The sequence below is a fragment of the Nostoc sp. UHCC 0252 genome, assembly GCF_034931145.1.
GTDB lineage: Bacteria > Cyanobacteriota > Cyanobacteriia > Cyanobacteriales > Nostocaceae > Nostoc.
The window spans coordinates 127712-139885 of sequence record NZ_JAYGHE010000004.1 but is presented as its reverse complement, the minus strand read 5'-3'; the positions used below and the strand labels follow the sequence as shown (position 1 = coordinate 139885).

The window sequence follows — 12174 nt, the reverse complement described above, 5'->3', positions numbered from 1 at the left end:
ATTTTAGATTTTAAATTTCGGATTAAATTTCAATCCAAAATCTTCAATCCAAAATCCAAAATTAAATTGCCCTTTCCCAAATTTAAAATCTATCAGTTTCTTGAGGAGTTCCAACTGCTCCAGGTTGAGCCGTAAAGAAGTTTTGAGCAGCTTCATTTTGATATATACACCTAATATCAGGTTGGCCACTGTCCAAGTTACCTGTGAATCCAAAGGTATTCAGGCGATTTTTGCAATCTCTTACCTGATCGGATGTCACCAGCTTGCGGTTCTCTAAAAGCGCCCAGTTATTTTGTCGGATCACGCATCCAGGACGCATACTCGGCTGGGCAACATAAACATTAAAAGGGTTGAGAGTAACGAACAGTCTAGCGTCCATCACCATCGCGCTAGCTCCGTACTGGACACAAATTTCAGGATTTGGGGCTTTGGTGTCAATGAATTCACGAGAAGCCACATTTGACGGGGCCAACGTGGTTGTAGAACTAAAAGCAATGCCAATTCCAATTCCCAAAATTAACACTCCTCCCATAATTGCGATGGTGAAGAGGTTAAACATAGGGGATTGGAAAATAGAGGGTTTAGAAGTAGTAGCCGATCTACCAGTGGTTTTACGTCTCATTGTTGCTTAATTACCTTCACGTCGATTTTGGAGGGAGTGGTTTAGAATCCTCTCTGTTTTCAGTATGCCTAGTCTGGACTGTAATTGCCTACAACTGTCTTTGCAAGATTCTTGTTAATTGAGAAAAATAGCAAATACAAATATATAAATTAATTATAGTGTCTGTAAATAATTAAAGGTTGGTAGTTATGAATTTAGGCTTAAAGTCCTGATTACAAGCTAATATCAATTTTACATTGTTTAGAGAATATCTGAAAGGTTTCTGTTCGGTGCTTTTCACCAAGCAAGTGGCTTGAGCATTAAATCAATCATGACGATATAGATGAATATTTTCGTTGTCTCAAATAGGATTCCATAATCTTTGCTTAATCGTTTGCACTAATTAAACAGACTCATTAGTCTTATCAAGAAGATAATGTTTAACTAAAACAACAAAATCTTTTTGTTTTTTATGGCATCTAATAAAACTTCACAGCCAGCGATAAACCTTTTTTGATGTTACAACCACTCTCCACCCCGAAAACGCCAACGCAGAAAGATAATCCGCATTAGGCTTTGTGAACTAATAAAGACTGCTAGCCACACAATAATATAGTGCAATAAAAAAATTGCTAAGGGTAATTCTTCTTTAGGTAAAGGTATTGGTAAAAAACCAAACAATTTTACTCCACAAAATACAAATACTAATTCCCATATCCCCGCTAATAGTTGATAAACTGCGGGCCAATCCCTGTCCCAGCGATATTTTTGGAGATAATTATAAAGCACATCCCAACCTAAGCCAAATATGGCAACATAAGCAAGTATCCAGAAATAAACTGAGCTAGCACCAGGGCCAATCCAACCCATTACAAAAGGTAAAGATGTGAGTACGCCAACTGTTGCAAGTAATAATAATCGAGTTTGCCAACGACCAAATAAAGTTGGTGTCATAAAAGTGGTGAGTGAGGAGACGCGATTTATCACGTCTGTTAGAGTTTTTATAGATTGATTGTGAGAGAATGTTACATCTACTTTAATTTAAAATTTAGCAAGATTGTGGTGCTTTTTGTGAGTATGGCAAATACAAAGATACAGGCGAATGCAAAAGCACCAACATATCTATATTATTAAGATGGTTTAAGATGATAATTAAATTGAGAATGGTAAGCTGCATTGGCAAAGCTTACTGAATGTATCGCCTCCCAATCTATCACATCTTTTAACAAAGCTTGATAACCAAGTGTATTGGGATGAAGACCATCTTCGCTCAAGTGTTTGAGCCGCCAATTTTCACCACGTTCCATCCACTGCTCAAAAATATCCAAATAGGGAATCTGCCGTTTGGTGCAAGCAATTCGAGTTGCTTCTTTATAGCGGTATTGATCGGCATGATTATAGTAAAAACAATCCAAAAATGGCATTTTAGCTTCATCTACTGGAACCATGCCCACAAATAACACAGGACAGAGTTGCTGTGCTAAATCTAAAAGAGTTGCAATTTCTTTTTCAAATAGGGTGAAATCTGTGTAACTTCGGCCATCAGGACGCGCCAACCGCGCTGAGTCATTCACGCCTACGGATAAAATAATCAAGTCGGGGACACGGTTTCGCAGTTCACCACGATGGCGAAATTCAACTTCTAGTCTTTGTGCTACTTGTTGTGTGCGATCGCCTCTTACCCCTAAATTATAGAGAATGTGACCAGGGCTATCCGGTAACATCCACCATCGTCGTAGTTGCTCGATCCAGCCTCCCTTTTCGGGATCACCGAATCCATAAATTAAGCTGTCCCCCAGTGCGACAATCTTCATTGGCTGAAAGTGGTTTGGCGGTACAGACAGCTGCATTGAGGAAGAAGCTAGAAATGTGTGCATTTAACAACTATATTTTATATCTTTACAAGATTCTATACATTTCTATACCATAGATGGCTATATTTAGTGTCTAAGCATCTATGAGTTTTCTAATTGACATAGTTGCCAGGTTAATATTGTCGTAGTTGAGACTCAAATTTAAGTTTGGAACTCAAAACGACTAGAGCGATCGCACCACAGACTTATGCAAAATCTCTCTCAAACTCTTATATTCCTTATGTCTCTACGCCTCTGCGATAGCTTGCAGCAAGGTGCTTTACGGTTAATTTTTCCGCATTCTTCCGTAATTTCTGTGTAAATTATATTTGTTCTAAGTGCGCGTAAACGATATTTACGATATCCTACGCTTAAGTAATTTGCCAAATAAGTGTGAGAATTGAACCATAAAGACCGAGTTCGCATATATTAATATTTGCCTACAATACTGTAGAAACGAAAGACGTTGTTTCATCAAATTGATAATTTTAATTCCTAATCAAAGGGATTTTTTGCGGAATGTTTTTTATTGCTGGGTGAGTATTCAGAGCAATTCATAGCTTCTTCTGTAAGAACAATAGAAGGATTTACCGCGCATTTTAGATAATGATTATTTGAATAAAAGCGGCAGTTCTTACAGGGAAGCTTGTGTAATCTATTGATGGAAAAAGCCATCTTATGATCTAAAAATGCCCTAATTTTTTGCATTATGGCAAAAAAAGCTACCCAACCAATTATAAATCCAACAGGAGATAAATACACCGCTATATCAGGGATATTTAATTCATGGGCTTGTGACTGATCGGTTTTTTCTTCACTTTTTACTACCTGTGAAGCACTATTAGCTAATACATCTTTTTGCAACTTTTGATCGTGATACATATCATTTACCTTCTGTTATATGTTTTTAGTGCCTTGATTTTTAATTGCAGGTGAATAGCTATTCATTTGGAAGTTTCAACTTATTACTGTTCCATGAGAATGAGGTTGATTACACTCTTGGTCTGGAACATAAATACATGGTAGTTGCTTACAAGAAAATCAGTATTTTTTTGAAATACTAATTTTATATTTTTATGACAAGCAAGATTTTAAAAGCGTCTATTCTAGAGAGATATCAATAGATGAAGAAAGGAAGAATATAGAGTATATATAAATTTAGCTTACTCATATATAGTTCAATTCATAATAAATTACTACATAGATTAGATTTCATTAGCAGGGATTTCAATGTTTACAAGCTTTTAATTATAGGTTTAGCAAAATAAAGCTTCGGCTATATCTGCCAATAGTTTTGCTTCTATTTATAAGCTATATATCCAAGGGAATAAATTAGACAGTTAATTTATAAGTAGATGTTTTTATGTTAATATAAGTATAAAAAATGCTGAAAAATTTTCTGGATATTAAGGCTATGTAGAAATCCGCTTTTATTTCTGAACATGGTTGTGTAAGCAGAGAATAGGCCCAAATTAACGAGAAACAAGCCTTTTTGAGTTGTACTGAGTTGTTTAAAAAATAAAAATTTAAGTTATATTTGTTACAAGCCGTCCGATTAATTGTTTTTGCATCAGCAGCTTATCTAGTAAAGGTTTATCGCTTAAATGGGGCTTTTATTATGCCTTAAATAACCCCATGTATTGGCAGTGATTAATTCTATTATCTTGAGTATGTTTGCTCAAAAACTTGCCAGCCAAGGTATAATTCATATTTGGCTTGATTGTGCTGCGAAACAACAGTATATGATTCAGATGACAAGCCAAATAATATTGACTTTGAGGCTAGAATTTATGATAAAAGTTTGGCGAAAAACGATAGTTTTTTTCTTCACGACAATTGTACTGACAATTTTAGTAATTTCTTATAACCCAGTACTAATAGCTGAAGCAGAATCTTCCACACCAATATCAACGGCTGCTAGGTCTTTTGCTTCTGTAGCTTATCCCAATAGGTCATTAAGTGCTTTCCCCGCGATGCTACCACCATTACCTTATAGTGATGGCTCGCTAACAAAAGCTATTGATGCTGAAACAATGAAATTGCATCACGATGCACACCATGCTAGCTATGTCAAGAACCTAAATGATGCATTGAAGCAGTATCCAAATTTACAAAAAAGAAGTGTTGAAGCGTTACTAGTGGATTTAAATAGCGTACCTGAAAATATTCGGACAAAGGTGCGTAATAACGGTGGTGGTCATCTCAACCACACGATTTTTTGGCAACTTATGAGTCCTGAAGGTGGTGGAAAACCATCAGGAGCGATCGCTCAAGAAATTAACCAAACCTTTGGCAGTTTTGATGCCTTTAAAAAACAGTTTAACGCAGCAGGTACTTCTCGCTTCGGTAGTGGTTGGGTTTGGCTAGTACGCAATCCTCAAAATCAACTCCAGCTTGTTACCACAGCAAATCAGGATAACCCGATTATGGACGGTTCATATCCAATTATGGGTAACGATTTGTGGGAACATGCCTATTACCTAAAATATCGCAACCGTCGCGCAGAGTATTTGAATAATTGGTGGAATGTAGTAAATTGGCCCCAAGTTAACAGGCGATACCTTTCTTTTCCTACGGGACGCTCTGTGAACTGAATGTTATAAGGAATGTAAGCTTTCTACGGAATGCTAATGCAATCTTCAAAGACATCTTTAACAAAGCTACCTCTATACCTCTAGGGGTAGCTTTGTTATAAGGACTTTTTAAGAATAAAATTTCCAAACTACTTCACTTCATCTGGGTAGTTCACTTTAAAACTATTGCAGATATCATGTATGTCCTCGTCGAAGGAGTAGGGAAGTAGCCAATTTTACATAAGCATGACATAGGTTAAGAGTCGATGCTTGAGATGGTCACTGAGTTTGGTCATACCCCTTCGTGGAAGCAAGCTACGCGCAGCGTCTCGTAGAGAAATGCGGGCTATGCCTATGCATTCTTTAAGAGATTTTGCCGAATAAATTATCCTATAGAAGATATGAAGTTATGTAAATCAAATTAACAAACATAACAATAATTTGTAATAAAAAATGATGCGGCAGCATTGTATAAAGATAACTTGGAAGTGAAAAACAACATCTTAATCAGGTTTTCCAGTCGTTCATAGAAGTTTGAAGTTTTTTAACAAAAGTTTTAATCTGAAAGCCTGGAGATCGTAAACTTATTTCTTGAGATGTCTGTTTTAAACCTTTCGTAACTCGTCAGGCAGTACTGACATCTAAAAAAAGCTGAAGCACTCAGTTTTGAGTCCAATTATTCTTAACCAAGCAAAGTAGGAGATTTAACGCAATGGTTTTAGATGCATTTGCAAAAGTAATCACCCAAGCTGACGCCCGCGGTGAATATCTCAGCGCTGCTCAGTTAGACGCCCTAGCTGCCCTAGTTAAAGATGGCAACAAGCGTGCAGATACCGTAAACCGGATTACCAGCAACTCCTCAGCAATTGTTGCTAATGCAGCTCGCGCTTTGTTTGCAGAACAACCTCAGTTGATTGCTCCTGGTGGTAATGCTTACACCAACCGTAGAAATGCTGCTTGCTTGCGTGACATGGAAATCATCTTACGCTATGTCACCTATGCAATCTTTGCAGGTGATGCAAGTGTATTAGATGATCGTTGTTTGAACGGTCTGCGCGAAACCTACTTAGCTCTAGGAGTTCCTGGTGGTTCTGTAGCAACTGGCGTACAAAAGATGAAAGAGGCAGCTTTGGCTCTTGTTAACGACCCCAACAATATCACCAGAGGCGATTGCAGCGCTATAGCATCTGAAGTTGCTAGCTACTTTGATCGTGCAGCCTCAGCAGTAAGCTAAACCCGATTAAGACTATTGACTGACAACTGTCAGTTAGACAAAACAAATTTCAACAAGATTGTAAATAGGGAGATACTAAACCGATGAAGACACCTCTTACCGAAGCAGTTTCAACCGCAGATTCTCAAGGTCGCTTTCTTTCCAGCACCGAACTTCAAGTCGCTTTTGGTCGTTTCCGTCAAGCTCCTGCTAGCATGGAAGCAGCAAAAAGCTTGACTGCTAATGCTCAACGTTTGACCGAAGGCGCAGCTCAAGCGGTGTACAACAAGTTCCCCTACACCACTCAACAACAAGGCCCTAACTTCGCTTCTACCAACACCGGTAAAGAAAAGTGTGCACGTGACATCGGCTACTACCTGCGGATTGTTACCTATTCCTTAGTTGTGGGTGGTACAGGCCCATTGGATGAGTTCTTGATTTCCGGTTTGACTGAAATCAACCGCACCTTTGATCTATCTCCCAGCTGGTACGTTGAAGCTCTCAAGTACATCAAGGCTAACCACGGTCTAAGTGGCGATCCTGCTGTAGAAGCTAATTCCTACATCGACTACGCAATTAACGCTCTAAGCTAATAGAGTGTATTTAGCCCGGAAAGGAAAACAAGCTCTGTTGGCAAATAGCTAGGAGTTGGTTTACCTTTCTGGGCAGTTTTATTTTCAAAAGACTGTTAAAGAAGAATGCACAATTAGGAACACAGAATTTAAAAATCTTTGAGTGTGGAATTCAGACGCACCACTACTGAAATTGACCACTAATGCATATTTAGGGTGGTGTTTCACCGTTGATTCAGACGCTTCTGGGATCTTTTGCGGTGTGTTATCCACCAATCGCGTAGATTTAATTAAATTCTGAATTCTGCCTCCTGACTCCTGAATTCTTTCTTTTAAAAAAACTAGAAAAAAATTTTCTAAAAAGTTTTCAGTTTTCCAGTTAAAACTGAGGAGGTTTAAAGATGGCAGCTTTGGAACAAGCAGCAAGATTAGGAATTAGAGCCTTTGAAAACTCAGGACTGACAGAACTACGTCCCGATAGAACACAAACGGATGTGGAAGTGATCATCCGGGCAGCTTACCGTCAGGTTTTGGGTAATGAATACCTAATGGAATCAGAGCGTCTTGTCAGTGCTGAATCACTGTTGCAGCAAGGCGATATTTCAGTTAGGGGATTTGTGCTAGCCATTGCTCAGTCGGAACTCTATCGGAATAAGTTTTTCCATTCAAACTCGCAAACTCGCTTTATCGAGTTGAATTATAAGCATTTATTGGGTCGCGCCCCAGAAGATGAGTCAGAAATTTCGTACCACGTTGAACTTTACAACTCACAAGGTTACGAAGCTGAGATTAACTCATACATTGACTCACTAGAATATCAAGAAAGCTTTGGCGAAAATATAGTACCATACTATCGTGGTTTTAATAGCCTAGTAGGGCAGAAAAACGTTGGCTATAGCCGACTTTTCCAACTGTATCGGGGTTATGCCAATAGCGATCGCGCTCAAGGACAAAAACAAGGACGCCTAACTTGGGAAATAGCTAAGAATTTAGCTTCACCTATCTACCCAGTCTCTACAGGAGCTTTGACGGGCCTCTCATCAGGTGGGAGAGGAGAAACATACCGAATTAAGGTACTACAAGCAGCTTCTCCAAACTCATCTGTAGTGCGGCGGGGTAGTGCGGAATTTCTTGTACCCTACGAACAACTTTCTAGCAAGTTGCAGCAGCTTAATCGTAAGGGCAGCAAGGTTATTAGCATCACATCTGTATAAATAGGGAATCGGGGTGGGGAGTAGGGAGAGACGCAATTAATCGCGTCTGTACTAGGGAGTTAGGAGTAGTGAAATTCGCTACTCCCGACTCCCGACTCCCCACTCCCTTTGCCAATTACCAATTACAAAAGGAAAACTACCAATGGCTATTACAACAGCAGCTTCCCGTCTGGGAACAGAAGCTTTTAGTGATAACGCTCCTCTAGAATTGCGCCCAAATGCAACTAAAGAAGACATAGAGCAGGTAATTACTGCCGTCTATCGTCAGCTGTTGGGCAACGATTACTTAATGAAATCTGAGCGTCTCACAAGTGCTGAATCTATTCTGCGCGATGGGAAAAGCACAGTACAAGAATTTGTACGTCAAGTAGCTAAATCAGAACTGTACAAATCTAAGTTTTTCTACAACAGTTTTCAAACTCGCGTCATTGAACTGAACTATAAACATTTGTTGGGTCGTGCCCCTTATGATGAGTCTGAGGTGGTCTATCACTTAGACTTATATCAAACCAAGGGATATGAAGCCGACATTGATTCCTATATTGATTCGCCAGAGTATCAAAGTAGCTTTGGTGACAATATTGTGCCTTTCTATCGCGGTTTCAAAACTCAAACAGGTCAGAAAACTGTCGGATTTAGCCGGATATTCCAACTTTATCGCGGCTATGCCAATAGCGATACCTCCCAACTTAGAGGTAATTCCTCTCGCCTTGCTGCCGAACTAGGTCGCAACAGTGCATCTGTTGTTGTTCCTCCATCTGGTGCTTCTTCTGGTTTTTCATACGTTCCTTCCGAAAAAGGTGTTACCCCTAACAGTACTTTTGGTGGTGCAGGAACATTTGGCAAAGAAGGCAGACTCTACCGTATTGAAGTAGCAGGGGTTTTTGGTGCTGGTTATCCTAGTACACGCCGTGTCAATCAAGCGGTGATAATACCTTATGAAGAACTATCTAGTTACTTCCAGAGAGTGGTAAAACAAGGTGGTAAAATAGCCAGTGTGAAACCTCTTTAGGATCATTTGTCAATAGTCATTGATTAATGACTATTGACCAATCAATAAAAATTTTGAAATTTGGAAGTGATTTATGGTTGGGCAAATTAGTGGTAGGAATAATAGTCGTAACTTCCGCTATGAAGTAGTTGGGTTACGCCAAACGGAAGAAACTGAAAAAAACAACTATCCGATTCGTTCTAGCGCCAGTGTATTTATTACAGTGCCTGAGAACCGGATGAATCAAGAAATGCAGCGAATTACTCGCTTGGGTGGCAAAATAGTCAGTATTCAGCCATTAAATCTTGATACAACAACACATAGCGAACAAAGCGATCATCCTTCTTCCTAATGAATTCCAGTCCACAGAAACTTGAAGATTCATCAGCGACAGGTGATAATGCCGGTGGTGAATCTTTATCAGTAGAACAAGCGATCGCTAATCTTGAAGGTGCTGATTTAGGGTTGCGCTTTTATGCTGCTTGGTGGTTGGGTAGGTTTCGGATATGTGAACCAGCTGCGGTTACAGGACTGATTAAAGCTTTAGAGGATGAAGCCGACAGGACACCAGAAGGCGGATATCCTCTGCGACGGAACGCAGCTAGAGCATTGGGAAAACTAGGCGATCGCCAAGCAGTATCACCTTTAATTAAATGTTTAGACTGCTCAGATTTTTATGTGCGGGAAGCAGCAGCACAATCCTTAGAAATGTTAGGCGATCCGGTTTGTATTCCTGCCCTAATCAAACTATTAACAGTAGGTTTGCAGGGAGAGCAGCTTGGATCACAGCAGCCTGATTTATCTCAACCCTACGAGGCCATTTTAGAAGCCTTGGGAACATTGAGGGCGACTGAAGTTATCCCTTTAGTAAACCCATTTTTAGAGCATCCAATCGAATTGGTACAATATGCTGCCGCACGAGCAATGTATCAATTAACCCAAGAACCAGTTTATGGAGAAAGGTTGGTAAAGGCTTTGGCAGGTGAAAGATTACAATTGCGTCGAGCAGTTTTAGCAGATTTGGGAGCGATTGGATATTTACCCGCAGCAGATGCGATCGCACAGACTCTTGCTGAGAATAGCCTCAAGCTCATTTCTCTCAAAGGATTATTAGAACATCAAGTCAATCACACCACACGAAATACTTTGTCAGAAGGTGCGATAAAAGTCATTAATTTGATGGACTCGTTATTATAGTCCTAAATTCTAGACAGCAAGTTGTTATTAATACGTTGCATTAAAATGCTCACTACATATAAACCCCCAGCCCAACTGCAAAATTAGGGTTAGGGGGTTTATGTATGAGTCAGTTACGGATAACTTCAGCTACAATTGGCTGACGGTCAATTACTCATGAAAAATTGTTATGAATAACAGCGATCTTGCTCAAATTCTGATCCGTGCTGTAGAAGAAGCAGACTCGTCAGAACGCTTAGTAGACGCAGTTCAAGAGTTAGCAGCATCTGGTTTAGAGGAATCTGTTCCCACTTTAATTGCAGCTTTGGGCTACAACAATCCAGGGGCGGCTGTGGCGGCAGTAGATGGATTAATTGCGATCGGGGAAGCCGCAGTATTGCCACTACTAGAACTAATTGATGACTATAACTATGGTGCTAGAGCTTGGGCACTTCGTGCCTTAGCGGGAATTGGCGATGTTCGGGCGCTGGATACCTTATTTGAGGCTGCAAAAACTGATTTTTCTTTAAGTGTGCGGCGGGCAGCAGCTAGAGGGCTAGGCACTTTGCGCTGGCATCAAGTACCGCCTGAGAAACTAGAATCCGTTCAGACTGAGGTATTAGAGGCGCTATTACTAATTTCTCAAGATCCAGAATGGGTAGTCCGTTATGCAGCAGTGACGAGTTTAGAAACACTAGCGATCGTTATAGCAGCCACTTTACCCGATCAAAGATCACGAATTACCAATCAACTTCAGCAAATGCTCGATACAGATGTTGATCTCGGAGTTCGTACCCGTGTCAAGTTTGCACAGGAAAAAATTCAGCAACAACAACATCAAGAAGTCTTTGCACCGAAAAGAAAGCTACAAGAAACTGAAGTTGACGTGCCTCACCGTGGCGGCGGCAGACGTTAGGCAATTCAAAATTTATAGCAGTAGGAAGTGAAGCAATCTCCGAACCCCTGCGATTGCTTCATTCCACTTCGTTACACTCGCAATGACATATCACAAGTAATTTACCGGAGATGATATTACCCACCTGTACGGATTAAAAATAAAGGGCTTACCTTTGCTAATTTTATCTTGGCTTAGGTCATTGGACTTTGTTTATGTAACCGCAAATTCCATTAATAAAAACTTAATTTCTGCCTGGATATTACCACGGGCAGAGGGTTCGGCAAACTCTAACATTAAAGGCGTATAATAAATACGCGATCGCTGTAAAAATCGCTCTAAAACTTGCTGACGACCTGTGATATAATCCCCTTCTGACATCCAGCTATATTCCTGGCGAATGGCATGGGCATATTCTAGATAATGCACTGAGTTAGCAGCCAAAATCGCTAAATCTGCATCAAGTAAAACTTGGCTATCATAGTCATTCACCGCAGCCTGGTGGTCTTTAGTATTCAAAATGAGACGGGTAACAGTAGTTATAGTACTTTCTGGAATACCTAAATCACTCAGCAATTCAAAAGCATAGTCTGCACTTCGTTGTTCATTATCTTGAGCTTTAGTGTCATACACTACATCGTGAAACCAGGCAGCTAGTTGAACAGCAGGTAGGTTATTAGCGTAGCCTTGCAAAATCTCAATTGTACTGAGAAGGTGATGAATGTGTTTCAGTGTATGGTAGTAGCGACTAGGGCTAGAGTAAGCTGCTACCAAGTCATTAAAGGCTTTCTCAGCCGCTAACTGGCCAACGCCAAAGGGTTGGAGTGTGTGTTGCCAGTTAGAAAATAAAATATCCATAAAGTTTTCTGTAGGCATAGAGTGAGTATACCCATTCTTAGTATTGGAAAAAACAAGTACATCCTGTTAAAACCACAGACGGGAGATGCAATCAGAGAAATAAGGGTAAAAACCGGAAAATCCTTCCCTTGTGCCGAATTATCCGTGTTCCTCAAAAATCTGATAAAAGCCACTACTTAGAATTTTCTTGCTGCCAAACTTAAATTGCAACTTAGAAAATCATTAGAT

13 protein-coding genes are annotated in these 12174 nt (G+C 39.9%); 8 read left to right on the top strand and 5 right to left on the bottom strand.

Going from position 1 to position 12174, the window contains the following annotated elements:
* Positions 1-82: 82 nt before the first annotated feature.
* The 4 genes from VB732_RS04010 to VB732_RS03995 all read right to left on the bottom strand — a co-directional run bounded on the left by VB732_RS04010 (position 83) and on the right by VB732_RS03995 (position 3336).
* The gene (locus tag VB732_RS04010; protein ID WP_322640448.1) at positions 83-622 is read right to left on the bottom strand and encodes a DUF3172 domain-containing protein; all 540 of its coding nucleotides are present in this window, start codon (positions 620-622) and stop codon (positions 83-85) included.
* A gap of 498 nt (positions 623-1120) precedes the next feature.
* Positions 1121-1555, bottom strand: coding sequence for a hypothetical protein (locus VB732_RS04005; RefSeq protein WP_323229551.1), 435 nt, complete (start codon positions 1553-1555; stop codon positions 1121-1123).
* A 176-nt stretch (positions 1556-1731) separates the two neighbouring features.
* A complete protein-coding gene (locus tag VB732_RS04000) occupies positions 1732-2478 on the bottom strand; it encodes a GDSL-type esterase/lipase family protein (RefSeq protein ID WP_323229550.1) in 747 nt (248 codons plus the stop codon).
* 471 nt (positions 2479-2949) lie between these two features.
* On the bottom strand, positions 2950-3336 hold the full coding sequence (locus tag VB732_RS03995) for a hypothetical protein (protein ID WP_323229549.1): 387 nt from the start codon (positions 3334-3336) through the stop codon (positions 2950-2952).
* 908 nt (positions 3337-4244) lie between these two features.
* Between VB732_RS03995 and VB732_RS03990 the strand changes: the two genes are divergently transcribed.
* The 8 genes from VB732_RS03990 (at position 4245) to VB732_RS03955 (ending at position 11109) form a co-directional block, all read left to right on the top strand.
* Entirely contained in the window at positions 4245-5048 is an 804-nt protein-coding gene (locus tag VB732_RS03990; RefSeq protein ID WP_323229548.1) for a superoxide dismutase, read from the top strand.
* A gap of 691 nt (positions 5049-5739) precedes the next feature.
* A complete protein-coding gene (locus VB732_RS03985; RefSeq protein ID WP_323229547.1) occupies positions 5740-6261 on the top strand; it encodes a phycocyanin subunit beta in 522 nt (173 codons plus the stop codon).
* An 83-nt stretch (positions 6262-6344) separates the two neighbouring features.
* The gene (gene cpcA / locus VB732_RS03980) at positions 6345-6833 is read left to right on the top strand and encodes a phycocyanin subunit alpha (RefSeq protein WP_190729705.1); all 489 of its coding nucleotides are present in this window, start codon (positions 6345-6347) and stop codon (positions 6831-6833) included.
* 380 nt (positions 6834-7213) lie between these two features.
* Complete coding sequence (locus tag VB732_RS03975; protein ID WP_323229546.1) at positions 7214-8026, top strand: phycobilisome linker polypeptide; 813 nt, start codon at positions 7214-7216, stop codon at positions 8024-8026.
* Between the two features lie 142 nt (positions 8027-8168).
* Positions 8169-9038 carry a phycobilisome linker polypeptide gene (locus tag VB732_RS03970; RefSeq protein ID WP_323229545.1) on the top strand — a complete coding sequence of 290 codons (870 nt, stop codon included), beginning with the start codon at positions 8169-8171 and terminating at the stop codon, positions 9036-9038.
* A gap of 73 nt (positions 9039-9111) precedes the next feature.
* Positions 9112-9369, top strand: coding sequence for a phycobilisome linker polypeptide (locus tag VB732_RS03965; protein WP_323229544.1), 258 nt, complete (start codon positions 9112-9114; stop codon positions 9367-9369).
* Entirely contained in the window at positions 9369-10214 is an 846-nt protein-coding gene (locus VB732_RS03960) for a HEAT repeat domain-containing protein (RefSeq protein ID WP_323229543.1), read from the top strand. Before VB732_RS03965 ends, VB732_RS03960 begins: the two co-directional genes overlap by 1 nt.
* Before the next feature lie 169 nt (positions 10215-10383).
* On the top strand, positions 10384-11109 hold the full coding sequence (locus VB732_RS03955; protein WP_323229542.1) for a HEAT repeat domain-containing protein: 726 nt from the start codon (positions 10384-10386) through the stop codon (positions 11107-11109).
* Between the two features lie 192 nt (positions 11110-11301).
* Here the strand turns inward: VB732_RS03955 and VB732_RS03950 are convergent, their stop codons facing one another.
* Positions 11302-11964, bottom strand: a complete 663-nt coding sequence (locus VB732_RS03950) for a hypothetical protein (RefSeq protein ID WP_323229541.1) — start codon at positions 11962-11964, stop codon at positions 11302-11304.
* Between the last annotated feature and the right edge of the window lie 210 nt (positions 11965-12174).

Coding starts and splice junctions, on each gene's coding strand:
- VB732_RS03995 (WP_323229549.1), bottom strand. CDS start 3,336: ATGTATCACGATCAAAAGTTGCAAAAAGATGTATTAGCTAATAGTGCT.
- VB732_RS03970 (WP_323229545.1), top strand. CDS start 8,169: ATGGCTATTACAACAGCAGCTTCCCGTCTGGGAACAGAAGCTTTTAGT.
- cpcA (WP_190729705.1), top strand. CDS start 6,345: ATGAAGACACCTCTTACCGAAGCAGTTTCAACCGCAGATTCTCAAGGT.
- VB732_RS03955 (WP_323229542.1), top strand. CDS start 10,384: ATGAATAACAGCGATCTTGCTCAAATTCTGATCCGTGCTGTAGAAGAA.
- VB732_RS04000 (WP_323229550.1), bottom strand. CDS start 2,478: ATGCACACATTTCTAGCTTCTTCCTCAATGCAGCTGTCTGTACCGCCA.
- VB732_RS04010 (WP_322640448.1), bottom strand. CDS start 622: ATGAGACGTAAAACCACTGGTAGATCGGCTACTACTTCTAAACCCTCT.
- VB732_RS03985 (WP_323229547.1), top strand. CDS start 5,740: ATGGTTTTAGATGCATTTGCAAAAGTAATCACCCAAGCTGACGCCCGC.
- VB732_RS03990 (WP_323229548.1), top strand. CDS start 4,245: ATGATAAAAGTTTGGCGAAAAACGATAGTTTTTTTCTTCACGACAATT.
- VB732_RS03975 (WP_323229546.1), top strand. CDS start 7,214: ATGGCAGCTTTGGAACAAGCAGCAAGATTAGGAATTAGAGCCTTTGAA.
- VB732_RS04005 (WP_323229551.1), bottom strand. CDS start 1,555: ATGACACCAACTTTATTTGGTCGTTGGCAAACTCGATTATTATTACTT.
- VB732_RS03960 (WP_323229543.1), top strand. CDS start 9,369: ATGAATTCCAGTCCACAGAAACTTGAAGATTCATCAGCGACAGGTGAT.
- VB732_RS03950 (WP_323229541.1), bottom strand. CDS start 11,964: ATGCCTACAGAAAACTTTATGGATATTTTATTTTCTAACTGGCAACAC.
- VB732_RS03965 (WP_323229544.1), top strand. CDS start 9,112: ATGGTTGGGCAAATTAGTGGTAGGAATAATAGTCGTAACTTCCGCTAT.